The organism is Vibrio sp. 10N.261.46.A3 (genome assembly GCF_041472995.1).
Taxonomy (GTDB): domain Bacteria; phylum Pseudomonadota; class Gammaproteobacteria; order Enterobacterales; family Vibrionaceae; genus Vibrio; species Vibrio coralliirubri.
Genome location: NZ_JBFRRH010000004.1, coordinates 1 through 25,677, shown reverse-complemented (window position 1 = coordinate 25,677; position 25,677 = coordinate 1). Strand labels below are relative to the sequence as shown.

The window sequence follows — 25,677 nt, the reverse complement described above, 5'->3', positions numbered from 1 at the left end:
CAGTTCGGCGTTTTTGTCATAAGTCACAGATTGCGTATAGAAACCCTTGAAAATATCGACACTCGTTCAGTAAAAAATAAAAACATGATATAAAACAGTCTGTATATAAGAGAAGTCACAGCGTTACCTGAAATTATAAATCTACGGGGTAATCTTGAAAGTCAGACGTAAATACATTCTTAATTTTTCAATTGCGCTCGCCGTCGTGTCGATGATTCTTTCTGCCTTTCAATTTAATCGAACTGAAAGGTCATTGTTGGAATCTAACCAACTGTTTTTTCGTACGATTGTGAACGCGAGTTACGATATTGTCGACACCACAGTGAATGAGGCGATAAAGACATATCTTAAAGGAATTACGGATACCGTTGCGTCTCATGTATGGCATACCACGCCAGAACAAGAAGTTGAACAGGTAAGCCAAATTGCCCGTGAATTGCATATTGGACAATCGGGTTATATCTATTTGATGTCACCCCAAGGCGTCCACCTTTATCATCCATTCTTGCAAGGTCAGAAGCGCGGACATCTTACTCATATCCAAAAACAGCTCACTATTGACTCTGGCATGATCGAGTACTTTCACGCTAATCCTCATGAAATAAGCCGTAGAGCCAAAGTCGCTTATTCGATGAGGCTCCCGAGTGGCAACACTTTGGTTGCGACGACCTATAAAGAAGAACTGATGTATTTGGTCGATCTTGAAGGTTTAAAAGACAAACTTAGAAAGTACGCGTTTGGTGATAGCGGATATGTATACATTGTCGATCTGCAAGGTAACTTAGTGCTTCATCCGGATTATGAACATAAATCATTGAAATCCTTAATAGGCTACTCGTCTGAACTGCTTATTGATCGAATCGCCACCAAACCAGAAGGTCAATTCAGTTACTCGATTTCCAGTGATAGTGGCACGACCAACAAAAAAATCTTCTATAAGTTTTACCCTTATCTTAATTGGGTCATTTCTGCAGGTATCTTAGAGCAAGAGCTTAATCGAAATCATAGCCTGTTGTTTATTAGTTTGATGGCTTTGGTTGTAAGTTTGTTGAGCATTATTGTCGTGTTGGTTCTTTACCTGCGGCATCGTCATCTCAAAATCTTGGATGTGGCAAGCCTAGATTACCTTACTGGGCTTCCTAGTCGACGGAGTTTTATCGAGCAGCTAAAACTGAAAATTACTCAGAATTCGCCTTATCCGATAACGAATGTCGGCGTCATCTTGCTTGATATTGACCATTTCAAACGGGTCAACGATCAATATGGTCACGCTCAAGGCGATCGAGTTATCTGTGCGGTCGCAAAGTCACTTAAGAGATTTGTTAACCGTCGTCGTTTGATTGCACGCTATGGCGGTGAAGAGTTTATTTTGGTGACGTTTGATTGTGATGAACATGAGTTATTCGAATTATCAGAGGCGTTACGGCTATGTGTTGAGCAACTTCAAGGCTTGGTGTCGCCAGTGACTATCAGCGCTGGGTGTTGCCATACACAAGCACTGACTGACATTGAAACCGCTATCGATAAAGCCGACAAAGCGCTTTATCAAGCAAAAGAGAGTGGACGTAACAACACTCAAGCGTATCGAGAGAACGAATATCACGTTGCTTACATGTGATTGGTTGAAAGACTCGTTGGATTGAAAAGTTTTGTGCACACAAATCGAGTTCTTGAGAACGACAGACACAAAAAAGCCCAAATAGATCGCTCTATTTGGGCTTTTTCAGAATTATTTGAAAGGCTAATCGCTAATTTAAGCTTTCGCTGCTTTCATCGCTTCCGTTTTTTTTTCCTTTTGCATTTTTGCAAGGAAGTAGATGTTTACACAAGCGATAAAGCCGTTGGTGGCTGCAACTGGCCATGCGTCAATCATGATGCCGTATGCTGTGAAGAGTGCACAGCCAATAAAGTTAAGGACACGCAGACGAACGATATCTTTCATTGTTAATGAAATTGCGACCATAATAGACGCAGCGTAACCTAAAATTTCAACCATATTGAATTCCATTGTTTGACCCTCTTAAATTTGCCGATACTTTGTCGGTACCAATTCTTCTCTTCATGAGATGACTGAGGAAGCTCCGTGCCTCGAATGGTCTGGTTTTGTTTAACGGGGTGAACTATACCAACTCTGTTTTTGTGATTAAACCCCCAAAACGGACAGAAGTGAAGGTTAGCGATTACGCAAACGTTTAATGACCTTTCTATTAACATAATTACTATTTATGTTGGAGGTTGAATTGATAGTTATTCTTATATAGGTAAGGAAGCCTCGAATGATAAAACGATCCATTTGTGCAACAAAAAGCATAAAAAAAGTAGTACTGTTGGCTTTGATGGCTATTGGGGTGATTGCATGCACTTCGCAAGAAATACCACCCACACACAATTATGGTGTGGTCACTAGCGGTGACTTTGATTTCATGAAACACGGCGTGATGACGTACTCCTGGCACCCTGAATCTGAAAAGGTTTACCTTTCTCAAAAATATGATGAAACCGTGGTGACCGACTTAGTGCGGGACTCGATTCAAGAACAACTCTCAAGTAAAGGTTACCAGTTAAAGCAGAATGGTGTCGGCGATGTTGTTGTAGGCTTTGGATTAGCGGAAGAATCGGAACTGAACGATGAGTCTATCTTCGATGCGATTAAGCTATCTACTGGTGTGCCATTTTACGATGGTGAAGGTAAAGTTGCGGAGAAAGGGTCGTTGTACATTGCGTTTTTCGTACCTAACTCAGAGGTCGTACAATGGCAAGCATTAGCACAGTCTGGCATTCAACCTGATTTAGAGCCAAGCGAGAGCAAACAGCGCATTACTGGCTTTGTGGAAATGTTATTTAGACGCATGCCTGAGCGATAGTATTAGATGTTGAATGTATTTATTGGGTCAATATTAGTTGTGGAAAATATGGTCAGATCGCAGATTATACTTTTTTATTTGTAACGAATGGTACAAATACGTAAAGCAACGTAAAGTTCGCGCTTCTTTTGCTAGCATTTGTCTATACTGCTCAAAACGTTAACTTAGGTTTGATTCAATGAAACTGTTTTCCAAATACTCTCTCCCTCTATTAAGTATATTCATTGTAAGTAACGCAGCGATGGTAAGTAATTCAGCTATCGCAGCACCTTCTATAGTACCAAGCCCACCTAGCCTAGGCGCAAAAGGGTATGTGTTAATTGATTTTAATTCTGGTGATGTGCTGGTAGAAAAAAACGCACACACTAAGTTAAACCCAGCGAGCTTGACCAAACTGATGACCAGCTATGTGGCAGGTCAAGAGATGAAGCGAGGCAACATTTCTGCTGATGATCAGGTACGAATCAGTGAAAATGCGTGGGCGAAGAACTTCCCAGACTCCTCAAAAATGTTCATCGAAGTAAATACCGATGTAGCAATGATGGACCTTTACCGTGGTTTGATTATTCAATCCGGTAACGATGCAAGTGTTGCTATTGCGGAACACGTTGCGGGCTCGCAAGATGCATTCGTTGACCTGATGAACTCTTGGGCGACCTCTCTGAAGCTAGAAAACACCCATTTTGCCAATGCACATGGTTTAGATGCAGACGACCTCTATTCGACTCCTTACGATATCGCGTTACTCGGTCGTGCCATTATTCGTGATTTACCGGATGTGTATGGCTTATACAGCGAACGCTCTTTCAGTTACAACGGCATCACACAGCACAACCGTAATGGCTTGTTGCGTGATAGAAGCTTAACCGTTGATGGCATGAAAACGGGCTACACCTCCGGTGCTGGCTACAGTTTGGCGAGTTCAGCGACACAAGGTGAGATGAGACTTATCGCGGTTGTGATGGGCGCATCAAGCGTTAAGAGCCGTGAATCAGACAGCAAACAGCTATTGAGCTATGGTTTCCGTTTCTTCGATACACTAAACCCGCACAAAGGCGGCGATCAAGTGGCTGAAGAGAAGGTATGGTTTGGTGAGCAAGACACATTGAAACTAGGTGTGGCAGAAGACACGTTCATTACGTTGCCTAAGTCGGATAGTAAAAAGCTGACTGCATCTATCGAGCTTAACTCTGAACTGAAAGCGCCGATTGCAGAAGGTCAAACTCTAGGTGTGGTTCATTACACTGTTGATGGTGAAGATGTTCAAACTCAGCCTTTGATCGCGCTTGAAGCGGTTGAACAGGGCGGTTTGTTCAAACGTTTAATGGACTACGTTAAGCTGTTCTTCGCGAGTCTATTCTAGATAGCGCTTCTAGTTAATTAAACGAAAAATCTAACGGGCGTTGTGAGTCAATCACAACGCCCGTTTCTATTCTTGCCTGTATGAAAACAGTATTGGCAGCTTTCTTTATTAGCCGTAGCGAGCGGTTTCGATTACTATACGCAAAATTTAGCAGTGTAGTCACTTATGACCATAGAGATAAAGAACATCACCGAACCTGAAGTAACTTGTGCCAATTGTCAGGCATGCTGTTGTCGTTTAGAGGTTATGATCATCACAGATACGGGCGTACCTGAAGAGCACATCGCTTACGATGAATGGGGCGGTGAAACCATGAAGCGCTTAGATGACGGGTGGTGTTCTGCGGTAGATAGAGAAACACTGATGTGTACTATCTACGAAAACCGACCATGGATCTGTCGTGAGTTCGAAATGGGCTCTTATGAATGCGTTGATCAGCGCAAGGATGTAATGGGCTAAGATTTTATCTTAGCTATCGATCTCAGTTGAGCTCTAGCTGTTCTTAGAGCTTTAACTATTTCTTGAACTCAAATACTCCGCAAGAAAATCGATAAACACTCGGATTCGTTGGGGCAAATAGTCGCTCGCATGATACACCGCATACATTGGTAACTGGTCATTACTCCAATCTGCCAACAACCGTATTAATTCCCCTTTCTCTACAAACTCTTTACCCATCCAATTCGGCAAAGCGACAATACCTAAACCTTGACGAGACATCTTAAGCAGCATTTCTGGGCTGTCTGAAGTGAATATTTGATTTACTTTAATACTGCTGGCTTTGTGGCTCTTGTCGGTAAAACGCCACTCATTCGCAGGCGTCATCAGTGAATAGGTTAAGCAGTGGTGTTTGCTCAGTTCTTGTGGCTGTTGCGGTGCTCCGTGTTTCTCTAGGTATGCGGGTGATGCGAAGTAGTGAACTTTGTTATTAAACAGCAAGCGTGCTTTTAGCCCTGAGTCTTTCAGCTGTGATGCGCGGATGGCGACATTAATATTGTGTTCATTGAGATTAACGATACGGTCGTCAACACTGAGATTAATCCGTATCCCCGGATGTTGTTCAATGAATGCTTGAAGCGGTTCACTGAGTAACATGGTTGAAAAGGCACTTGGAGCGGATATTTTCAATTCACCTTCTACGGACTCAGTTTCTCGCTTGAGCTGACTTTCTATTGCGGACATTTCTTCTAGGAAGCGGACACAATAAGTGAGGTAGTCTTTACCTGCATGGGTTAGGGATATTTTGCGACTGTTTCGCTGAAACAACGTCATTCCTAAATCACTTTCTAACCACGCAATCTTTTTACTGACAGCACTTTGTGTCATATCGAGCTTATTGGCAGTAGCAGTAAAACTGTTCAGCTGTGCAGTTTCCACGAAGATACGAATACACTCAATTTTATCCATTCTACTTGCCTTACGTCTGCTATCTAAACTTAATCATTCCAAATTGGAATCTTAACTATCATAAAATTAGCATTTATCGCTCGATTTATGAATGGTTAAATAATCCCACTGACGTTAATAACTCTTAAGAAAGGTGGCGATATGATTTCAGTGGTGAGTGTATTACTGGTGGTGTTCTTTTTATTGGCAAGCTCAATCAAGACACTTGCTTGGCAGCGTAAAGTGTTTGAAATCCAACTTGGTTTTTTTAAAAGCTATGGATTAAACCGAGTGACCATGTTTCTAGTTGGCATGGTTGAGTTTACTGGAGCTGTATTGTTGCTCTGTGCTTTGGTTGGTTTAGCACCTGAACATACGCAAATGATGGGAGGTTTGATATTAGCGAGTACTTCACTAGGGGCTATTTACTTTCATTTGAGATTCGATACGTGGAAGGATGGTATTCCCGCGATGGTGACACTGTTGGGGTCTGGCTTCTTGATCATTGCATCCGTACTAAGTTTATTCGACATGTAGCGATAGCAATGGGGGGCAAAGGAAATAAGAGTAGGGCACGAAGCCCTACCAAATGGAAATGGTTCAGAACTCAGAAGGAACTTCAAACTCCATCCATTCACCGGTTGTCGGGTGAATCAGTTTCAGGTAGCCAGCGTGCAGGTGTAAGCGCTCGCGTTTGTATCCGTATAAGTCGTCACCACGAATAGGCACACCAAGCCCTAATGGGTGAGCGCAGTGTACTCGCAGCTGGTGGGTTCGCCCTGTTTTAGGGTACAGATGAACCTTGGTTTTGCCATTATGAGTGCTCACCGCTTGCCAATGGGTCTCTGCATTTCGGCCGTGTTGATGGCAAACCAGTTGTCTTGGTCGGTCTGTGATGTCGCCGCGTAAAGGAAGGCTGATATCGCCAGATTCGCCCGTAATTTCGCCATCAAGTAGCGCGGTGTAGCGTTTCTCTACGGTTCTATCAATGAACTGCTTCTGAATGTGCTTGTTTGACTCTGCCGTGAGCGCCAAGATCAACAAACCTGACGTCGACATATCCAATCTATGGATAATCAAAGGACCAGTCGCATCCGGGTAACGCGCTTTTATGCGGGTATAAACTGAATCTTCGATGAACTTACCGGGAACCGACAAGAACTCTTCAGGCTTATTGACGACCACGATCTCGTCGTCTTCATAAACAATATCAAAAGACTTACCTACAGCAGGGTTCACGATAAGCGGGTTATCTTCTAGCTCTATGCCACTTAGCTGGTGTTCGAGGATCTCAAAGCTTTTACTCTGACAAACAGGGTAGAGGTTTGCGTGTTGTCGAATGATATCTGTAGGCGGTAATCCCCACCAAAATTCAGACAAAGCTAACGGCTTGAACCCGTGTTCAAACGCAAAGTTAAGCAACTTAGGTAGGCAGCATTCACCAGAGCCTTCAAGAGCGTCTTTGCCATCGAGCAACTCGAGTAAATTCTTAGATTGCTTGGCTTGATCGATAAAGCGATAGTGAGAGAGACGTTGAGTTTCCAACTGCTGTGAAACTGCTTGGTGATCTTGCTGACGGTTTTTCAGTTCGCTTTCAATCAAATCAACTTGTGATTGGCGCTCTGCGATCTTCTGTTTCCACTCAATACGAAGTGCTTTTAGGTCACGTTTCTCTTGGCTACTTTGATTACCCAGTTGTTTGAGCAAGTTTGCCGCTGACTCTAGATTCCCTAATGCTTTTTCTTGATTGGCTTGCTCTCTGAGTTCGCAACGTTGGGCTTTGTTCGCGGCCATTGCTAACTGAAAGGCTTCGATGGCTTGTGCTGATTTGATTTTTAACTCTTCAAGTTCAGCCAATAATGCGTCTAGGTTGTGCGATTGTTGTAGCTTTTCTATGTCGTCCACAAGTTGCAACTGGCGAGCAAGGTTCGCACTGTTTTGAGATTGAAACTGTTCTGAGTCAAAGGCTGGTGGAACAAAGTGAATGTTGTTTAACTGAGAGGCCAAAGCCGGATCTAACTGCAAGCCCGAAAACGCAGAAAGGTAGCCTAACTCTTGTGTTGTTGGATTCTGAACAAGAAGCACAGCATAGAGATTACCTTGCGAGTTTTCATTCACACCATAGTCGACAAGTGATTGCTGAAGCTGCAGCATAGCGAATTCACACACAGGGTGCGGCGTATAGTAATACGGGAACGTAAAGCGAGTCGGTAGCGCTAAATCGACATTCGTGTTTGCTAGGTGCAGAGGTGTGTATTGAGCGAGGTTTACTGGCATTAAGATCAAACTCTATGGCTGTTCAGTTAGAGTTCGGTATTGTTGTCGAAATGAAGACAAATGAGAAGCCAAAGCAGAAGATAAATAGGCTTTGGCTTCATTTAGTTTCTTGTGTTTACCCTAGCAAGCACGTGTTTGAGTGAAACTCGATCAGTTCGAGTGTTCTAGCTCTACTTGCTCTGCTTTTTGGTAAGCAGGGTGGCTTGTTAAAAGTTCACCGTATTTAGCAATGTTTGGGTAGAGCGCAGTTGCACCAAAGTTCCCAACGATTTCTACGATGAAAGACATCATAAAATCTGCACCTGTTAGTGTGTCTGCAACCAAGTAGGTTTTACCTTCAAGTGCATTATTCACGTAAGTTAAGATCTTTTGGTTTTCATCGTCTGCATAACCGCCTAGGAAGTTAGTTTCACAGCCGTCTTTCATTACAAAGATCTTAAGTAGCATTGGCAAAATACCTGAACTCTCAGCGAAGTGAAGCCATTGCGAATATTGCACGTAGTCTGCGGTGCCGCGTGTAGGTGCGAACTTACCCTGACCGTATTTGTCGATTAGGTATTCCGTGATAGCACCAGATTCAGTGATCACGACGCCATCGTCTTCAATGACAGGAGATTTACCCAATGGATGAATGGATTTGAGTTCTGGTGGTGCAAGAAAAGTGACACTGTCGCGTTGGTAGGGTTTGATTTGGTAATCTACCCCAAGCTCTTCCAACAGCCAGATGATACGCTTTGAGCGCGATTTATTTAGGTGATGCAAAGTAATCATGATTCTACCTAGTTAACGGGTTCAGTTTATTGAATTTATTTAGCTTCGTTCGTTTTGATAACAAGCTTACCAAAGTTCTGACCTTCCAAAAGGCCCATGAATGCTTGTGGCGCATTCTCTAGACCTTCAACCAGGTGCTCACGATAGTGCATCTTGCCTTGAGATAGCCATTCTGTCATTTGAACAGCAAACTCGTTGTAACGGTGCGCGTAGTCATCAAAGATGATGAAACCTTGCATCTTAATTCTTTTAACAAGCAGCATACCCATCAGGCTAGACATACGATCTGGGCCTTCAGGAAGTGATGTCGCATTGTATTGAGAAATAAGACCACACACAGGAATACGAGCACCTGTATTAAGTAAAGGCATTACTGCATCGAATACCTTGCCACCAACGTTTTCAAAGTAAACGTCAATGCCGTTGTCACACGCTTTAGCCAGTTGCTCTGCGAAGTCGTCAGCTTTGTGGTCGATACATTCATCAAAGCCAAGAACCTCTTTTGCGTATTGGCACTTCTCTTGACCGCCTGCAACGCCGATAACACGACAGCCTTTTAGTTTGCCGATTTGTCCAACGGTTGCGCCTACAGCACCTGTTGCTGCTGCAACGACTAGCGTGTCGCCTTCTTTAGGTTGGCCGATATCAAGCAAGCCCATGTAAGCAGTAAAACCAGGCATACCCATGATGCCAAGCGCGTAAGAAGGGTGCGTTGGTTCTTTGCCGAGTTTGATTAGGCCTTCACCGTTAGACACACCAAGATCTTGCCAACCTGTGTAAGCCAGAACCCATTCGCCAACTTCGTAATCAGCGTGGTTTGATTCTTCAACCTGACATACGGTTGCGCCTACCATCACTTCATCAATCGCAACTGGATCTGCGTAGGATTTAGCATCGCTCATACGACCACGCATGTAGGGGTCTAGAGAAAGGAAAACTGAGCGAAGTAACATCTCGCCGTCTTTGATGCTTGGCGCAGCTACTGTCTCTAAACGGAAGTTGTCTTGAGTTGGTGCGCCAACTGGGCGAGAAGCCAATACGATGCGGCGATTGTCTTGTTGAGTCATTGGATATCCTTAATCTATGTTTTATATATTTAGAATTAGACCAGTCGTCTAGTCTTGTTGTCTAAAAATCCCGCCGTCATCAAGTTGATAAGAGGGTGGGTGATTTCTTTTAAGTCAAAGCCTATAAAGCGCGCTGCGCGTTATTAGCTTTCACCTTTTAAAATTCGTTCGGTAAGGCTCAAAGCTGACTGTAAGCTATGTGAACTCTGGCTCAGTTTGCTTAATAAGCTTGCGCCTAACCACATTGAGTATAGGTTCTGAGCGGCTTCTTGGCTGTCTTCAACCTTTATAGAGCCATCTACAATACCACCAACAATGCACTGCTCGATGGTATTCGTCACTTTCTCAGCACCCTTTAGTAGCGCTTGGCGCATAGGATCAGAAAGATCAGAAACTTCCGCGCTGAGTTTAACGACCAAGCATTTATGAGCATTACAGGTACCGTTTTCGGTCTTCGCCCATAGCGAGAAATAGCTCAAGATTCGCTGATAATGATTACCTTCACCGTGTACTAAAATTGCTTCAATCTTAGTGATGTAGTTTTCAAAATAGTGTTGAATCAACGCCTCGCCAAATTGCTCTTTAGATTTAAAGTAGTGGTAAAACGATCCTTTCGGCACGTCCGCTTCTTTAAGCAATTGCGATAGGCCAACGCCGTTAAAGCCGTTGTTTACTATTAGTTGATAGCCAACATCTAAAACATGCAGGCGTGTGTCATTCGTTTTTTCGTTCATGGGCGGTACTATAGGTTAAATTAGACCAGTCGTCTAGTGGTTGGTTTTCGAGGTTATATTTGGTCGTTGTTACAGTAACTCAGTAGCTGAATAGCCAAATAGCCAAATAGCCAAAGTGCTTTCAAATGTTCAGATATAAAAAAGCCCCAACATAGCGCGTATGTTGGGGCTTAAATCAATCACTTCGATTATTTGATAGAGATGAGTTCTACATCAAAAATCAGAGTCGATGATGGTGGGATAGGGCCTGAAGCGCCTTTACCGTAAGCTAGAGTGCTTGGAATGAATAGACGAACTTTTTGGCCTTCAACCATGTAAGTCAAACCTTCTTGCCAGCCTTTGATTACTTGCTTAAGAGCAAATGAGATTGGCTCGCCGCGCTCAACAGAGCTATCGAAAACCGTGCCGTCAATCAAAGTGCCGTGGTAGTGAACTGTTACTTTGCTGTTCTTTGTTGGGTGCTCTGTACCTGTGCCTTCTTCAAGTACAAGATACTGTAGGCCGCTTTCAGTCGTTACAACACCTTCTTTAGCGCCGTTCTCGATAAGGAACTGTTGACCTTGTTCGAAGTTCTCTGCACCAGACTTATGATTCGTCCAAGTACGGTAAATCATGAAACCCGCCAAAAGAAAGACAATGACCGGGATGACAAATTTAGACATAGTAAAACCTATTTATATTGAGTGCTGAATTTCGTAGTTAATACAGAATGTGTTAATCAGTTGACTAAAGCCGTGATTATGGTTGAGTCAAAAGGTAGTTGATCGTTTTTGCAATGCCAGCAACGTCTTGATGACCTGCTGTTAGTACTTGGTATTTACCGTTGATGATAAAGGTTGGTACTGAGTTGATCTGACCTTTTACTGAAATCTCTTCAGCTTTTTTAACGTAGTCGAAAAGAGCGACTTGCTGTTCTTTGTTCAGCTGGTATGGGCTAACCAAACCACGAGAAGTAAACGCTGTCTCTAGTGCTTGTTGACGCTGCTCTGGTGTTGCATCTGCACCCATTTGAACGGCACCGAATAGGTCGTCCATGAATGCGTGGTCAGGCGTCGCATTAAGCTGCATCACTGCTGTGTAGTAGATCATTGCGCTGATTTGAGCGCTTTCGTTGAACGTCACGTGCATCTTGCCAATCGTTTGGTCTGTTAGAGATTCAATCTCTGGAATGGCACTTTCCATTTGACGGCAGTGACCACAGTTAAGAGAGAAGATTTCAGTGATCGGAGACAAGTTAAATTCTGTTAGAGCAGTTGGAAGCGCTTCGTATTGAACGCCTTTTTGTGGCTCGTCTGTTTCACTACAACCCGCAATAATAAGTACGGCAGCGAGTGCTGTGATGAATTTAGTAAATGGTTTAAACATAATGTTTGCTCTAGCGTTGAGAAGTCGTGAGATTCTAACTATTTAGTACGAATTGGAAAACAATTATAAGGTAAATAAATGCAAACAGTTCGAACTAGCGGCTGAAGACAGGCTAGTAGACGGTTAACTGTGATCAACAGCACTTTTTTGGGTTCTGCTTTCTTTTCGTCTAAAGTTTTTCCCTCGGTGCCGATATAGACATTAGTGAATGGTTTATCTGCATGAGTGGTTGGTGAAGTAATGAGATATTTAGCGATAATGTTGAGCATAGCTTTGGCTGGGTGTGAAGCCACGTCACCAACTGACTTACTTGGCGGTGACATGCTAGAAACTGCACCACAAACCGATTACGACTTGATGCATCCTGAATGGGGTGTGGTTCAAACGACTCATGTAGCAAGCAATCGTGGTTACTCAATTCAGAGCAGCACTCATCAACAAAGAACCATAACGACCAACTACGGACGTGGCGTGTCGACTAACGACCCACTGGAAGTCTTTTTAAGACAAAACCGTATCGATTTTGAAGTGTTGCCGGGCAACCATGTGATGGTAAAGCTTGAGCAGCACGTGAACTTTAAAACAGGTTCAGCATTCCCCGAGCCAGCTTATAATCAATGGCTAGATACGCTAGGCAGCTACCTTGCTCAACGCCAAGATATTGATGTGGTGATTGAAGGGCACACCGATAATACGGGCACAGATCGAATCAATGATCCGCTTTCAGAGCAGCGAGCAAAAGAAGTGAAGGCTCGATTAGAGAGTAACTATGTGTCGAGTCGTTCTATTTATACTCGTGGCTTCGGTGAGTATGTTCCAGCTTGTACGAACGCTTCTGCGCAAGGCAAGGCGTGTAACCGCCGTGTGGAATTGATGCTGATTGTAGCGAAGTAGTCGTTTGAGTTTTCGCTCCCAATTTGAAGCGATTAACGCCAAATAACAGACATAAAAAATCCCTCACATTAGAGGGATTTTTTGTATCTAGATTTTGTCGCTTTATTGCTTATGCAAACTGCTTTTCTAAGTAAGTCACGATATCTGAAGATTCGTACATCCACTCAGTTTTGCCGTCTTTTTCGATACGTAGACAAGGCACTTTCACACGACCGCCGCCAGCTTCAAGCTCAGCACGGTGTTGCTCGTTGTTTTTTGCATCACGAAGTTCAAATTGAACCGACTGACGTTTCATCGCGCGGCGCACTTTCACACAAAATGGGCACGCTTCGAATTGGTATAACGTGTGCGTTTTTGCTTGCTCATTCACTTTGCTTTGTTCTTCTTGAGAACGTTTCACACCACGTGGGCTGAAAACAAAATTCAATAACAAGATGACACGACCTAAGAACCAACGGATAAACTTCATAACTCTCTCTACATATTTAAAATTAGCGTTACAATTTGCAGCATTATATACACAAGTTTTGTCAGATGCTCGCAACAAACCGCTAATATCTATTTTGTCCGTTCGATCGTGTGAGACTTAGCCACATTTAGCCCTAAACGCTTAGACAGTCGAGTCAGATTTGCTCGGTCTGTTTTCAGAACTCGCCCTGCCTGTGCCCAGTTAAAGTTGGCATCTTCCAACACCTCAGTAATGATACTGCGTTGAAAATCGTCCGTTGCACCACGTAGCCCTGCAGAAAGGTCGATCGTTGGTGTCGATAACGGTGTGTTCTTCACCTGAGTCGTCGCAATAGGCTGATCTTGGTCGAGTGGACCACAATCTTCTTTGGTGATTGTCACCAGGTTTTTATTGGTGCTGCGCGCTAAGGCTTTCAATGCGGAACGACTGATCACATGCTCAAGTTCACGCACGTTACCCGGCCAACCATAACGGTTTAGGAAAGAAAGAACGTCGGAGCGGAACTTAACTTGGTTGATACCAAGCTTACGACGCGCTTGTTCTAAGAAGAAACCCGCTAATAAGCTGATGTCGTCACCACGATCTTTCAGTGCAGGCACCGCGATAGGGTACACACTCAATCGGTGGTACAAATCGGCTCTGAATCGACCGTCTTCAACTTCTTGTTTTAGATCTCGGTTTGTCGCTGCCAATACTCGCACGTCAATAGTTTGAATGTTGTCTTGGCCAACAGGTTGGATTTCGTTGTTTTGTAGAGCACGTAGGAGCTTACTTTGAGCAGCCAAAGGCAATTCACCAATCTCATCAAGGAACAGTGTGCCACCATCGGCTAAAGCAAATTTACCTAAGCGGTTTTTGTCTGCGCCAGTGAACGCGCCACGAATGTGACCAAACAGTTCACTCTCTACTAAGTTTTCAGGAATTGCAGCACAGTTTACGTAGACGAGTGGGTTACGTTTACGTTGAGATTGGTGGTGCAGGGTACGAGCCACGAGCTCTTTACCAACCCCGGTGTCACCATGAATCAGGATGTTGAATTCAGACGGCGCGACAACAGCGATGTCGTTCTTAAGCGCGACCATGGTGTCACTGTTACCAATCAACTCACCGCCGTCACGTTCCCACGCTTCGACGTTCAATTCTTCGAGTAATTGCTTTGACTGTTTTGCTTGATGTTCAAGTTGCGAGAAGGTCAGTGCCATCTGCATCGTTGAGGCTGCAATAGCCGCCAGCACTTCAAGGTTACGCGCCGGAATATTCGCGAAGACATCAGGTTTCAAGCTATCTAGAGTCAGAATGCCCAATAGCTTGTCGCCAAATAGCAAAGGCAAGCCCATACAAGCATGCATTGGTAAATCGCCATCATGGTCAATAAGCAAACCATCGAAAGGGTCGGGTAGGGAGCTGTCAGCATCGAAACGAACAGGAGAGCGAGACGCGCAGATCTCTTCAAACCGTGGGTGTTCTGAAATGATAAAGCGACGACCGAATGTATCTCGGCTGAGCCCTTGCATTGCGATAGGTACTAGCGTATCGCCTTGAAGACTTAAAAGCGCGACACAATCACACGTTATGGTTTTGCGAATGGCATCGATCAGGCGATTGAAACGATCTTGATCGTTGACACCACTTGCGAGGCCAATGGTCATTTCCATGAGGGTAGATGCGGAGATATCTTGCATAAAAAACTCTAACTGTGTGTGTTTATCTACATAATAGAGTCTTATTGACTTAAAAAAAAGGTCTTTTTGACATTTTTATAAGATGAGTTTTGAGAAGAAAACCAGTAATGACGGGGATTGATAAAGTTGGCACTGATTGTGCAAAAGATACAGCGAAGCCCAATTATAGCGCTGATTAAACAGACTATTCTTGATCTCAATCAATCAGGTGGCATTAATCAGGTTTCGCGATTTTTTGAAATGAAAACGAGTCAAAATAACTCAGTTTCTAAAAATAACTAAGATTTCAGAAAATCGATAAGTCATTCTTATTTTTAAGTAGTCAAAATGACATATAGGTCATAAGGCTCAGTGTTCGGAGTAAATTCATGCTTAACAATGCACATATCGAAATCATCAAATCTACTATCCCTCTACTTGAGAGCGCAGGCCCAGCTTTAACTCAGCACTTTTATCAACGTATGTTCACGCATAACCCTGAGTTGAAAGATATCTTCAATATGACTCACCAAAGAACAGGTCGCCAAGGCGTAGCACTGTTTGAAGCTATCGCGGCTTATGCAAAGAACATTGAAAACCTAGCTGCTTTAACAACAGCTGTTGAACGTATTGCTCAGAAACACACAAGCTTTAACATTCAACCAGAGCACTACCAAATTGTTGGTTTGCACCTGATTGAAACATTACGTGAACTAGCTGCTGACGCGTTTACTCCAGAAGTGGAAGAAGCATGGACAGCTGCTTACCTATTCTTGGCGCAAGTATTCATCGATCGTGAAGCTGAACTTTACCTACAGCGTAAGCAAGCTGTTGGTGGTTGGGAAGCGGCACGTGCTTTTGTGATTGCAGACAAGATCGAAGAGTCAGCGCTAGTAACTAGCTTTATCCTTCAGCCAAAAGACGGCGGTGAAGTTCTGGATTACACACCAGGTCAATACATCGGTATCGAAGTGAAACCGGAAGGCTCGCAATACAGCGAGATTCGTCAATACTCACTGTCTGATAAGCCAAACGGCAAGCAATACCGCATCTCTGTTAAACGTGAAGGACAAGGCCAAGAGACACAAGGCGTTGTATCTAACCACCTACACGATACGGTTGCTATTGGTGATGAAGTTAGCCTATACGCACCAGCAGGTGACTTCATGTATCAAGAGCGCAGCAAGCCAGTAACGCTTATCTCTGCAGGTGTTGGTGTAACGCCAATGCAGTCTATGCTTGAGTTCCTAAACACGGAAGATAAAAACGAGCCAGTACTTTACCTTCACGCTTGTGAGAACGTAGGCCAACACTCTTTCACGACTCGTGTTAAAGATATTGTTGCCGACAAAGGTTGGGAAGCGAAAACGTGGTACATGAACAAAGACGAATCTGCATGTGAAAACACGCATCAAGGCCAAATGGATCTAGCGTCTATCTCTGATACTAAAGGCTTTGAAGAGAGCGATTTCTACATCTGTGGTCCTGTTGGTTTCATGAAGAACATCGTGGAACAACTAGACGCACTTAAAGTTGACCGTTCACGCGTACACTACGAAGTATTCGGCCCTCACGCTAACTTCTAATAGGTCTCGAGAGTTCTAGTAACACTCGCCTGAACTATTAATACCTTGCCTATTCAAAAGGCCTCACATTGTGAGGCCTTTTTTGGTTTGCTCTGTCTAACATCATCACCTACTGCAGAGTATGATGGTTGAAGCTAGGATCTTTTAGCTTTTATCTAAGAACGTTTAACCTTCTTAGACATGTAATCGGAATCAAAAAACTCAGGCCAGTACATTTTCACGTAACCGCCTGCTACCCAAATCACTAGAATGGTGGCGATGGTTAGCTCGAAGAAACCGAACTTGTGCAGCCAGTACCATTGTGGGTATTCCGTGCCGAAAAATGTGGTTAGACGATGCATGGCAATCGCGCTGATCACGGATGGGAAGGTGACGGCAGCAATTGAAGGTTGGAATTTCAGACGCATTAGGCGGATGTAACACAAGTAAATCAATAGTGTCATGGTGATGGCAATGCCCGCCAATGCACCTGTTAGAATCGGGTCTGGGTTGTCGAAGTTAACCAAGTAAGCGGCTAAAGATAAGTTAACCGGAGCCGCCATGATAGCGAGTGTTGGTCTTGCTCGGCGAGGAAGATTGCCTTCGAACACCAAGCGGTACAACACCACTGGCAACATAAGGAAATAGATACCAATACAAGTGACCGCAAGTGTTTCTGAAAATACGGTGTGCCCGAACTGTGTGCCTGCTAAGGAACTGCTGATCAAACCGACCGGATACAGAAACCAACTCGGTACAATGTTCGACATTTTGAAGTTGATGATCTGAAAACTGAAGAACAACACCATCATGGTAAAGTGCAGCAATAACGCGCAGAACCAAACTGGGTAAGCTATGGCAGGCGATATCTCGGCTAAATAGTCGCACAGAATCAGTAAAGCCATGCTCATTGGTGCCATCAAGCTTCCACTTAACGGGTGGCGAATGTCATTAAGGAAGGTATTAAAGCTCGTTAAATAGCGCAGTAAAACAGGCAGCAATAATAGTGCGCCGAATGAAGCGAGGTAGGGACGAATGATCTCACCAATGCCCGGGATATATAACGCCCAAGCTTGTCCTAACCCAATAACGCCAAGTGCTAAAGATGCCTGAGATGGCGGTACATTTTTTACTTGGGTTAATCTTCTCCAGTTCAACGACTTGCTCCGACTTAGTTAATTACAGAATATTGGACTATTTGCTTTAGTTAGAGCGTGTAGGTCACCCTTCAATAGATGTTGAGGGCACTCAACTAATTTTGAGTGGATGATACCAAGTTTAACGTTTGCTTTTTTGATTTTGATACAGAATCGGGAGATTAAGCACGTTGAATGTGTGCTTTTGTTTCATGAGTCATTTGTAATTAACGCACTTCCTCTTGTTGAGGGAGATCTTGTTGTCTTAGTTTCTCGTTTTTCAGCGTACGGTTAAGTAGTTGACTGTAAATTGGCTGCCCACCTAACATTTGAGCAATGATTACCGCACCTAAGCAGGTGATGATTAACGGCAGGATCAGGTAGTAGTTATTGGTCATTTCAATAACCAACAGTATGCCAGTGATAGGCGCTCGAACAGTGGCTGCAAATAAGGCTCCCATGCCAGCAATGGCAAACATACCCGGTTCAATATTCAGTTCAGGAAAGAATGCCGCTGCGATAAGCCCGAACGCATAACCAAAGAGTGTTCCTAGCGCAAGCATTGGTGCAAAGATGCCGCCTGGCGCACCAGAGCCAAAACAAAGCAGGGTAGTGAGGACTCGGCCTAAGAAAATCAACAACAACACATTGGCGCTGTAGCTGCCATTAGTGATGTTAGGGATGATACCAATACCACCACCAGTTAATTCAGGTATATAGAGCAGCAACAAGCCAAAGCAACCGCCAAGTAGGGTACCTGTCATCAAGTAGCGTTTACGGTCATTCTTGTGTATCGCCACAAACAGATCTTGGGAAAGCGTAATCAGCTTATTGAAAATTACGCCGAACAGGCCGAACAACACACCTAACAACAAGAACAACCAAAGTGCGTCGAGTTCAGGTGGCTGGTATTGAGGCATTGTGATAACGGCAGATTGGCCATTGATAGAACGAAACACAATGTTGGCTGAAACCGCTGAGATGATGACGGCTTTGATTGATATGAGTGAGTAGCGAAATTGTGGTCTCATCTCCTCAACCACAAACATGATGCCAGCTAGCGGAGCGTTGAATGCGGCGGCTAAGCCACCAGCAGCACCTGAAGCCAACAGTGAGTGGCGAGTGTCATCATCTTTAACTCGAAAGATATCTGTGACCATACGACCGATACTGCCGCCCATTTGAACGGTTGGCCCTTCGCGGCCTAAAACCATACCAGAGCCTAACGCGCCCATGCCGCCAAAGAATTTTACGGGTAATACTCTCCACCATCGAACAGGGCGCATGCCGTCCATTGCACCTTCGATTTCAGGGATACCTGAACCGGCAGCTTCTGGAGCAAATCGGTGAACAAGGAAATAACCAATAAAGGCGAATGCCGCACTAATAAGGAAAGCAGCAAGCCAAAGTGGTAAATGGCTACCGATCTCATCTTTTAGCCAATCGGTGCGGGTTTCTGTGATGAAATGAACCGCAACTTCGAAATAGGTACCCACTACACCTGCAAGTACACCCACAATACAAGAAAGGAAGAGAACCGAAGCTGGGGTCTTATCTCTTGAGAGAAATTGATTAATAGCATCCCTTGGCATTTTTGCTAGTAAGGACTGCTTAATTTTCTCTCTTCTGGTCATAGAGATAAGTTTCCTGAATGAGTTAAGGCGGGGTTGCATTAAATTATACGCTTCCTCTGCATATCCTATAGCAACAAAGATGAAAAGTTGAATTTCATTTATGGAATGTACGTGTTACATAAATGGAATCTATGGCCAATAGTGGAATCACCGTCACAATTTTGATCGATTCTCTGGCGGCAGCTTGAATATCCCCAAAAATGAACCATAGTTAAATCGTAAAGCAACATAACGAACCGCAAGGAGAAGTGAGGTTTTACACACAATTTGGATGGATTCAGAAACAAAGTTTTAGTTCCTCGTTAAATGTTCAGGTCGATATTTAAGGCTTCCTGATTCGCGAACTCACGATTGAGTAACGAGGGGGAGGCGTACTGAGTAAGTACGCCTTTAGTTCGTCTGGAGCATCCCATTTCCACATTCCGCTTCTACTGCTTTATCTCTTCTGATTATTTTCGCGCCAACCTCTATTAACGAATCTCAGTGTAAACAATCGATTGGGGTCAACTTTTTGGTGATTGAGTATATACTCCCTTAAAAAGGAGAACTGATATGACTAAAAAAGTTCCTACAAACATCATTACGGGTTTCTTGGGTGTTGGTAAAACGACAGCCATCTTGAACCTGCTAAAAAATAAACCTGAGAATGAAAACTGGGCTGTTCTGGTTAATGAGTTCGGGGAAATCGGCATTGACGGTGCATTGATGACAGATCAAGGCGCTTTGATTAAAGAAGTGCCGGGTGGCTGCATGTGCTGTACTGCGGGCGTGCCTATGTCGGTAGGTATTAATGCCTTACTTCGCCAAAAACCAGACCGTTTATTGATTGAGCCGACAGGGCTTGGTCACCCTAAACAAGTGATTGCGACACTGACTTCAGATCAGTACAAGCCTTATGTTGATTTAAAAGCGACGCTTGGTTTGGTTGACCCACGAAATCTATCTAATGAAAAGTACACCTCGAATCAGAATTTTAATGATCAACTAGACAGTGCTGATGTGATTCTTGGTACTAAGGTTGACCTTGTTCATTCTGAAGACATCGATGTGTTTAATGATTGGGTGACGGATCAATCGCCGGCAAAAGTCTTCCATAAGCTAATTCACGATGGCGAAGTGCCATTGGAAGTGTTGGACATTGAAAGAGTATACGGCAGTGCTTCCTCTCATATTGAAGCCCATCATCACGATCATGCTGAACAAGAGCCTCAATTCCAACTTCCTCCTGGTGAAGCTTTCATCCGTAAAGAGAATAAAGGGCAGGGCTACTTTAGTTGTGGTTGGCTATTTGGCGCAGAGCATAAGTTCGACTTCGATGCGCTATTCTCTATGTTGTCGGATCTAACGGCTGAACGTGTAAAAGCCGTCGTGAACACCGATCAAGGTTGCTACGCATTCAATGTGGCGAATCAAGTCGTGTCTGTGAACGAAATTACGCTTGATGGTTTTGAATCTCGATTGGAAGTGATCGACTCGCAGCTTATGCCATGGGGCGAGCTCGAGCAGATTTTACTCAAGCTGTGTGGCATCAAATAGCCCAGTTTTTGCTGTTTGAACCAAGGATCTTGGTGTTTACCTCGTTGAAGGCGGGATAAACACCAGATTAAATGAGAAAGTTTGCGTTATATCACGATAAATGTGAGATAAATCACTCTAATTACTTTATAGTGCTCGGCTGAAATAAGAATGTAGGCTGTCTGCTTAAGGAACCCGTAACAATGTCATTTTCCTCTCAAGGTTTTGCTCCTGAATTAGTCAAAGCGTTGACTGAGTGTGGTTATGAAAAACTCACTCCAATTCAACAAAAAGCGATTCCAATGGCTCGTAAAGGCCATGATATTTTTGCTACTGCTCAAACCGGTACGGGTAAAACAGCGGCATTTTCATTGCCTGTTATCCAACACCTTTTGAACAGCGGTAAAAAAGCGTCTAGAGGAACGGCTCGCGGCCTTATTCTTGCTCCAACTCGAGAGCTAGCTGCGCAGATCGCTCAAAACATTAAAGACTACGTTAAATACACGGATCTAAGCGTTTCTGCGGTTTACGGTGGTAACAAGATGTCTTCACAAGTTCGTCAACTAGAACTGGGTGTGGATATTTTGGTTGCAACTCCTGGCCGTTTAGAAGAGCACTTAGAAGCGGGTAACGTGTCTATCGCAAACCTAGAATTTCTAGTATTTGATGAAGCTGACCGTATCCTTGATATGGGCTTTATCAATGCCGTTCGTAAGATCATGTTGGATGTAGAAACATCACCGCAAATCATGATGTTCTCTGCAACGACTTCTACTCAGTTAAACCAACTGTCTGTTGATATTCTACGTAAACCTAAACGTATTAGTGTTGAGCGCGAAAACTCTACGGCTGCTACTGTTGGTCACGTGGTTTATCCAGTGGATCAAGAACGTAAAACTGAACTGCTTTCTGAGCTTATCGGCCGTAAAAACTGGCGCCAAGTGCTTGTGTTCGTGAACTACAAAGAAACAGCGAACGATGTGGTTAAAGAGCTCAAGCTTGACGGTATTAAAGCGGTACTTTGTCACGGTGATAAAGCGCAAAGCGCGCGTCGTCGTGCGTTGGATGACTTCAAAGAAGGCAGAGCACGTGTGATGGTAGCAACCGACGTTGCGGCTCGTGGTCTTGATATCGAAGACTTACCACACGTAATTAACTACGACATGCCTTTCTTAGCGGAAGATTACGTTCACCGTATTGGCCGTACAGGTCGTGCTGGTAAACAAGGTCACGCAATCTCTTTCGTTAACCGCGAAGAAGAGCTGACTGTTGTTCAAGTTGAAAAACTGATTCAACAACGTATTCGCCGTGTTGAACAACCGGGTTATGAACCGAAGAAACGTGATGCTTACATTGAGAAGCTGAACACTAAATCGGCTTACAAAAACCGCCAAGGTCGTAAGAACAACGCGAACGAAGAGCCACAAGATCAAGCAAGCGCTGAACGTCGTTTGACTATGATGAAGCGAATTAAAAACCGTCGTAAGTAATTACGGTTGGTGATTGAAAAGAGCCACTGTTTTGTGGCTCTTTTTGTTTGTATTGATCGCAATATTGTTTATTGTCATTACTGCTTCGTTTCCACCTCGCTTCATTTCAAGCCCGATCAAGAAACAAGAACTATTAAATAAAAATAAGTCGATAAGGTAATAATATGGATAGCGCACTACTTTGGGCTTTTATTCCCACGTTTTTCTTCGTGTCAATCACGCCCGGTATGTGTATGACTTTGGCGTTGACGCTAGGAATGAGTGTTGGATACAAGCGTACATTATGGATGATGATCGGTGAATTGGCTGGTGTCGCTGTGGTTTCTATTGCCGCGGTATTGGGTATCGCTTCTATCATGTTGAATTACCCATGGCTATTTACAGGCTTTAAGTTTGTGGGCGCAGGGTATTTGTTCTATTTGGGCGTTCAGATGTGGCGTTCGAGAGGCAAACTGGCGATCAGTACTGACAACCAAACAACAAAAGTCAGCAATGATTGGGACTTGGTGGTTCAAGGCTTCGTGACAGCTATCGCGAATCCGAAAGGCTGGGCGTTTATGATTTCTCTACTGCCTCCCTTTATTAACAGCAATAAAGACTTAGCACCGCAGTTATTCATTCTCGTGTCGATCATTCTTGTCTCTGAGTTTGTTTGCATGACTTTATACGCGACAGGCGGAAAGAGCTTAAAGCATATGCTGGGCAAAGCCGATAACGTTAAGTTGATGAACCGTATTGCAGGTACGTTGATGATGGGCGTTGGTGTTTGGTTGTTTGTGAGTTAATTCTGGTTAGCTTACAACGAGCAGAGACGTCGTTCCTCCTTCTCGAGGATGACGTGTACTTGGGATGATGACTATTTAGGATTACGGTGAGTTTTGAAAATTCGGATTCTTACTTAAACCGAAGAATGCATAGAATATAAAAGAGCGATAGGGCATTTGGCCTTATCGCTCTTTTTGATTTTACTTAGCTAGCGAACAGAAAATAGATAACAGAGATGTTTCTGAGCTTAGCCTGCGTTGTATATTTAAACCGCGATTTCACCGCCGTCTTCACGACGAATCACAACCGTAGATGCTCTTGGGCGGACATTGCCTTGAGTTTGTGCTGTTGCATCTTCAGACGATGGCCAGTTTGCTGGGTGTTGAATGTTCACAAACAGTGATTTGAAATCTGGGCTGATGGTAAAGCCAGTTACTTCACATCCGTTTGGACCCACAAAAAAGCGCTTAAGCTGTGCTTGATTGTTTGCATCAATCACCGCGCTGTTGCCGTTGTCATCCGTTAGCTGAGATGGAACCACTGCCAGCATTTGGTCATTGGTGTAGCCAGTTACTTCATCTGCGCCATTATCTGTCTGAATCCACAAGATGCCACGAGCATCAAACGCTAAGCCGTCAGGGCTCGCGAATTGGTTCATGTCTGTTAGGCCTGAGCGGTTAATAGACTTGTCTTCCACTGCTGGAGAGCCAAATACGAAGATATCCCAATCGAACTCGCCTGCCGTTTTGCCTTCATCCCAACGGATAACATGACCGAACTTGTTGTCTACGCGAGGGTTCGCAGAGTTCGCTTCTTTACGCTTGTTGTTGTTAGTCAGCGTCAGGTAAGCCGTACCTGTCATTGGGTCAACAGAGCACCATTCAGGGCGATCCATTGGCGTTGCACCAACAAGGTCGGCTGCACCTGCGGTATTAATGATAAGCGCTGCTTGAGAGTCAAATGAATCACCTAGCTTACCGCCGTTTGTAGTCTTGCTGCTCAACGTTAGTGGTAGCCATGTACCTGAACCATCATCGTTGAACTTAGCCACATACAGTGTGCCTTTGTCCATGTACTTGTCACCCGCGCTTAGGCGATTACTCGGCTCTGCGTCACGCGGGTCCCATTTCTCTTCAGAAACGAATTTGTATAGGTATTCAAAGCGTGAATCGTGACCAGAGTAGAATACAATCGGCTCTCCTTCGGTCAACTTACCAAACGTACAGCCTTCGTGACGGAAACAACCCAGTGCAGAACGTTTCTTAGCGCGAGAGTTTGCTGTGTATGGGTCGATTTCAACAATGTAGCCGTGACCATGTGCTTCGTTACGGTAATCGTCCATTGCTGACTCACCTGTTGGTGTTACGTCAAAGCGAGCAAATTCGTCTAAGCGTTCTTGTTTGTTACCTGAAAGCGTGTCCCAACCGTAACGTGTTTTGTCGGTAGCGATACCAATACGTTCTTGCGCTGGTGTTGTCTCGCCTTTGTTAACGAAATAACCCGGCCAGTTTTCTTCACACGTTAGGTAAGTGCCCCATGGTGTGTAGCCATTACCACAGTTGTTCAACGTGCCACGAGCTTGGCTGCCGTCTTGTGAGAACTTGGTTTTGGTAAATTCACTGTGAGCAACAGGACCAGACAGATCCATTACGGTCGCGCCCGTGTAGCGGCGGTTAAGTGGATCGTTATCGACCATCACCCATTGGTTGCCTTCAAGTTTCACACGAACCACACTGACGCCGTGTGCGTTGATCTCTTTACGTACTTCATCAAGGCTAGGGCGGTTGCCTTCATCGTATGTAGGACCATTAGCGTGCAGTGCTTTTTGGTCGATGTATTCGTGGTTGATTACCAATAAGCCGTCGTTGCTGCTGCCATTAAGCGGGAAGAAGTGCATGCCGTCGTGGTGCATGCCCAGTGAGTTTGCTTGATCTTGTGCATTGTTGGTGCCGTCTTTTAACCAAGCCTTGCCTTGCTTGTTTAGTGGAGTACCCCAAGGAACCAATACTTGTGCTGTATAGCCTTTTGGCACAACGACACTGTCTGTCAATGAGCCTTTAACCGATTCGAATGCAAGTGTAGCAGTGCTTTTTTGCGGTGCGCCAGATGATGCTGTCGCCGCGTGCGCTGTGCTGTGGCCTGCTAAACCAAAAGCGCCAAATGCGGTCATTGCACTGATGCCTAGACCGCCTTTGAGAACATTTCTTCTTGAAAGGTTCGCATCTAAAACTTCTTCGAAGGGTTTGTTTTTGCTCTTGTTAAAACGAGTGCTATCAAATGTTTCCTTGCTCATCTCGACTGCTTCCTATTGGCTGATTTTATTATTCGTTATTCATGACTAACCCAGTTACTAACTAATGAGTTAATAAGTTTGGTCAATGTGTGACTAATCGTGAAGCAGTTAAGTGACAGATTTTTATAGATTTGATTAAGATTTTGTTTCTGTAGCACGAATTTTGCCATTAACACTCTCGTGCAATACAAAACTCTTGGGGATTAGGGTAGAACTGTGTATAAATGCTTTATCAAACGAAAAGAGAGACAGTTATGAAATTAGATAAAATCGAAAACAAAAATCGCCGCCTACGCAAAAAGCTATACCTAGGTGAATTCGCGATTCTGGGTTTTGAAGTAAGCTGCAAGACTTCGATTGCTGATTTTGACCAATACGATGTGTTCATTGACGAGTTCATTGATTTCATCGACAGTTGATCAAATATA

General features: G+C 44.1%; 23 protein-coding genes and 1 pseudogene. 11 read left to right on the top strand and 13 right to left on the bottom strand.

What is annotated here, in order from left to right:
* Nucleotides 1–154 precede the first annotated feature (154 nt).
* A complete protein-coding gene (locus tag AB4484_RS01455; protein ID WP_050646202.1) occupies nt 155–1,618 on the top strand; it encodes a sensor domain-containing diguanylate cyclase in 1,464 nt (487 codons plus the stop codon).
* Nucleotides 1,619–1,753: 135 nt separating this feature from the next.
* Here the strand turns inward: AB4484_RS01455 and AB4484_RS01450 are convergent, their stop codons facing one another.
* Entirely contained in the window at nt 1,754–2,008 is a 255-nt protein-coding gene (locus AB4484_RS01450) for a YgjV family protein (RefSeq protein ID WP_017068159.1), read from the bottom strand.
* A gap of 268 nt (nt 2,009–2,276) precedes the next feature.
* Here AB4484_RS01450 and AB4484_RS01445 point away from each other — a divergent pair, with 268 nt between their 5' ends.
* The 3 genes from AB4484_RS01445 to AB4484_RS01435 all read left to right on the top strand — a co-directional run bounded on the left by AB4484_RS01445 (nt 2,277) and on the right by AB4484_RS01435 (nt 4,686).
* The gene (locus AB4484_RS01445) at nt 2,277–2,864 is read left to right on the top strand and encodes a DUF4136 domain-containing protein (RefSeq protein ID WP_050651718.1); all 588 of its coding nucleotides are present in this window, start codon (nt 2,277–2,279) and stop codon (nt 2,862–2,864) included.
* A gap of 178 nt (nt 2,865–3,042) precedes the next feature.
* Nucleotides 3,043–4,227 (top strand): D-alanyl-D-alanine carboxypeptidase family protein, encoded by a 1,185-nt coding sequence (locus tag AB4484_RS01440; protein WP_050651717.1) that lies wholly within the window; start codon nt 3,043–3,045, stop codon nt 4,225–4,227.
* Nucleotides 4,228–4,392: 165 nt separating this feature from the next.
* Nucleotides 4,393–4,686 (top strand): YkgJ family cysteine cluster protein, encoded by a 294-nt coding sequence (locus tag AB4484_RS01435; protein ID WP_248382441.1) that lies wholly within the window; start codon nt 4,393–4,395, stop codon nt 4,684–4,686.
* A 51-nt stretch (nt 4,687–4,737) separates the two neighbouring features.
* On the opposite strand, the gene AB4484_RS01430 is transcribed toward AB4484_RS01435, so the two are convergent.
* Nucleotides 4,738–5,634 (bottom strand): LysR family transcriptional regulator, encoded by an 897-nt coding sequence (locus AB4484_RS01430; protein ID WP_248382440.1) that lies wholly within the window; start codon nt 5,632–5,634, stop codon nt 4,738–4,740.
* Nucleotides 5,635–5,751: 117 nt separating this feature from the next.
* On the opposite strand from AB4484_RS01430, the gene AB4484_RS01425 reads away from it, so the two are divergent.
* On the top strand, nt 5,752–6,150 hold the full coding sequence (locus AB4484_RS01425; RefSeq protein ID WP_248642491.1) for a DoxX family protein: 399 nt from the start codon (nt 5,752–5,754) through the stop codon (nt 6,148–6,150).
* 63 nt (nt 6,151–6,213) lie between these two features.
* On the opposite strand, the gene AB4484_RS01420 is transcribed toward AB4484_RS01425, so the two are convergent.
* The 6 genes from AB4484_RS01420 to AB4484_RS01395 all read right to left on the bottom strand — a co-directional run bounded on the left by AB4484_RS01420 (nt 6,214) and on the right by AB4484_RS01395 (nt 11,827).
* The gene (locus AB4484_RS01420) at nt 6,214–7,890 is read right to left on the bottom strand and encodes a pseudouridine synthase (protein ID WP_372076099.1); all 1,677 of its coding nucleotides are present in this window, start codon (nt 7,888–7,890) and stop codon (nt 6,214–6,216) included.
* Nucleotides 7,891–8,040: 150 nt separating this feature from the next.
* Entirely contained in the window at nt 8,041–8,661 is a 621-nt protein-coding gene (locus tag AB4484_RS01415) for a glutathione S-transferase family protein (RefSeq protein ID WP_052878574.1), read from the bottom strand.
* 35 nt (nt 8,662–8,696) lie between these two features.
* Entirely contained in the window at nt 8,697–9,728 is a 1,032-nt protein-coding gene (locus AB4484_RS01410) for an NADP-dependent oxidoreductase (protein ID WP_081230521.1), read from the bottom strand.
* Between the two features lie 143 nt (nt 9,729–9,871).
* The gene (locus AB4484_RS01405; RefSeq protein ID WP_081230520.1) at nt 9,872–10,462 is read right to left on the bottom strand and encodes a TetR/AcrR family transcriptional regulator; all 591 of its coding nucleotides are present in this window, start codon (nt 10,460–10,462) and stop codon (nt 9,872–9,874) included.
* 188 nt (nt 10,463–10,650) lie between these two features.
* The gene (locus AB4484_RS01400) at nt 10,651–11,124 is read right to left on the bottom strand and encodes an FKBP-type peptidyl-prolyl cis-trans isomerase (protein ID WP_372076097.1); all 474 of its coding nucleotides are present in this window, start codon (nt 11,122–11,124) and stop codon (nt 10,651–10,653) included.
* Between the two features lie 76 nt (nt 11,125–11,200).
* Nucleotides 11,201–11,827: a thioredoxin domain-containing protein gene (locus tag AB4484_RS01395; RefSeq protein ID WP_248642439.1), complete on the bottom strand. Its 627-nt coding sequence runs from the start codon at nt 11,825–11,827 to the stop codon at nt 11,201–11,203.
* Nucleotides 11,828–12,085: 258 nt separating this feature from the next.
* On the opposite strand from AB4484_RS01395, the gene AB4484_RS01390 reads away from it, so the two are divergent.
* Nucleotides 12,086–12,721: an OmpA family protein gene (locus AB4484_RS01390; protein WP_017631828.1), complete on the top strand. Its 636-nt coding sequence runs from the start codon at nt 12,086–12,088 to the stop codon at nt 12,719–12,721.
* Between the two features lie 109 nt (nt 12,722–12,830).
* On the opposite strand, the gene AB4484_RS01385 is transcribed toward AB4484_RS01390, so the two are convergent.
* Complete coding sequence (locus AB4484_RS01385; RefSeq protein ID WP_017062638.1) at nt 12,831–13,190, bottom strand: glutaredoxin; 360 nt, start codon at nt 13,188–13,190, stop codon at nt 12,831–12,833.
* Nucleotides 13,191–13,279: 89 nt separating this feature from the next.
* Nucleotides 13,280–14,872, bottom strand: coding sequence for a nitric oxide reductase transcriptional regulator NorR (norR, locus tag AB4484_RS01380; protein ID WP_372076095.1), 1,593 nt, complete (start codon nt 14,870–14,872; stop codon nt 13,280–13,282).
* Nucleotides 14,873–15,240: 368 nt separating this feature from the next.
* On the opposite strand from norR, the gene hmpA reads away from it, so the two are divergent.
* Nucleotides 15,241–16,437, top strand: a complete 1,197-nt coding sequence (hmpA, locus tag AB4484_RS01375; RefSeq protein WP_372076093.1) for an NO-inducible flavohemoprotein — start codon at nt 15,241–15,243, stop codon at nt 16,435–16,437.
* Nucleotides 16,438–16,592: 155 nt separating this feature from the next.
* On the opposite strand, the gene AB4484_RS01370 is transcribed toward hmpA, so the two are convergent.
* Both AB4484_RS01370 and clcA read right to left on the bottom strand, forming a co-directional pair.
* Nucleotides 16,593–17,573: a TDT family transporter gene (locus AB4484_RS01370; RefSeq protein WP_050620668.1), complete on the bottom strand. Its 981-nt coding sequence runs from the start codon at nt 17,571–17,573 to the stop codon at nt 16,593–16,595.
* A gap of 206 nt (nt 17,574–17,779) precedes the next feature.
* The gene (gene clcA, locus AB4484_RS01365) at nt 17,780–19,186 is read right to left on the bottom strand and encodes a H(+)/Cl(-) exchange transporter ClcA (RefSeq protein WP_017064484.1); all 1,407 of its coding nucleotides are present in this window, start codon (nt 19,184–19,186) and stop codon (nt 17,780–17,782) included.
* Nucleotides 19,187–19,738: 552 nt separating this feature from the next.
* On the opposite strand from clcA, the gene AB4484_RS01360 reads away from it, so the two are divergent.
* The 3 genes from AB4484_RS01360 (at nt 19,739) to AB4484_RS01350 (ending at nt 22,976) form a co-directional block, all read left to right on the top strand.
* On the top strand, nt 19,739–20,722 hold the full coding sequence (locus tag AB4484_RS01360; protein WP_372076091.1) for a GTP-binding protein: 984 nt from the start codon (nt 19,739–19,741) through the stop codon (nt 20,720–20,722).
* A gap of 182 nt (nt 20,723–20,904) precedes the next feature.
* Nucleotides 20,905–22,191, top strand: coding sequence for a DEAD/DEAH box helicase (locus tag AB4484_RS01355; RefSeq protein ID WP_019821956.1), 1,287 nt, complete (start codon nt 20,905–20,907; stop codon nt 22,189–22,191).
* Between the two features lie 164 nt (nt 22,192–22,355).
* Nucleotides 22,356–22,976: a LysE family translocator gene (locus tag AB4484_RS01350; protein WP_017064486.1), complete on the top strand. Its 621-nt coding sequence runs from the start codon at nt 22,356–22,358 to the stop codon at nt 22,974–22,976.
* 245 nt (nt 22,977–23,221) lie between these two features.
* Here AB4484_RS01350 and AB4484_RS01345 read toward each other — a convergent pair whose 3' ends face one another.
* A complete protein-coding gene (locus AB4484_RS01345; protein ID WP_372076089.1) occupies nt 23,222–25,249 on the bottom strand; it encodes a PhoX family phosphatase in 2,028 nt (675 codons plus the stop codon).
* A 254-nt stretch (nt 25,250–25,503) separates the two neighbouring features.
* On the opposite strand from AB4484_RS01345, the pseudogene AB4484_RS01340 reads away from it, so the two are divergent.
* Nucleotides 25,504–25,665: pseudogene (locus AB4484_RS01340) on the top strand (50S ribosome-binding protein YggL); the annotation flags it as partial.
* Nucleotides 25,666–25,677: the final 12 nt, after the last annotated feature.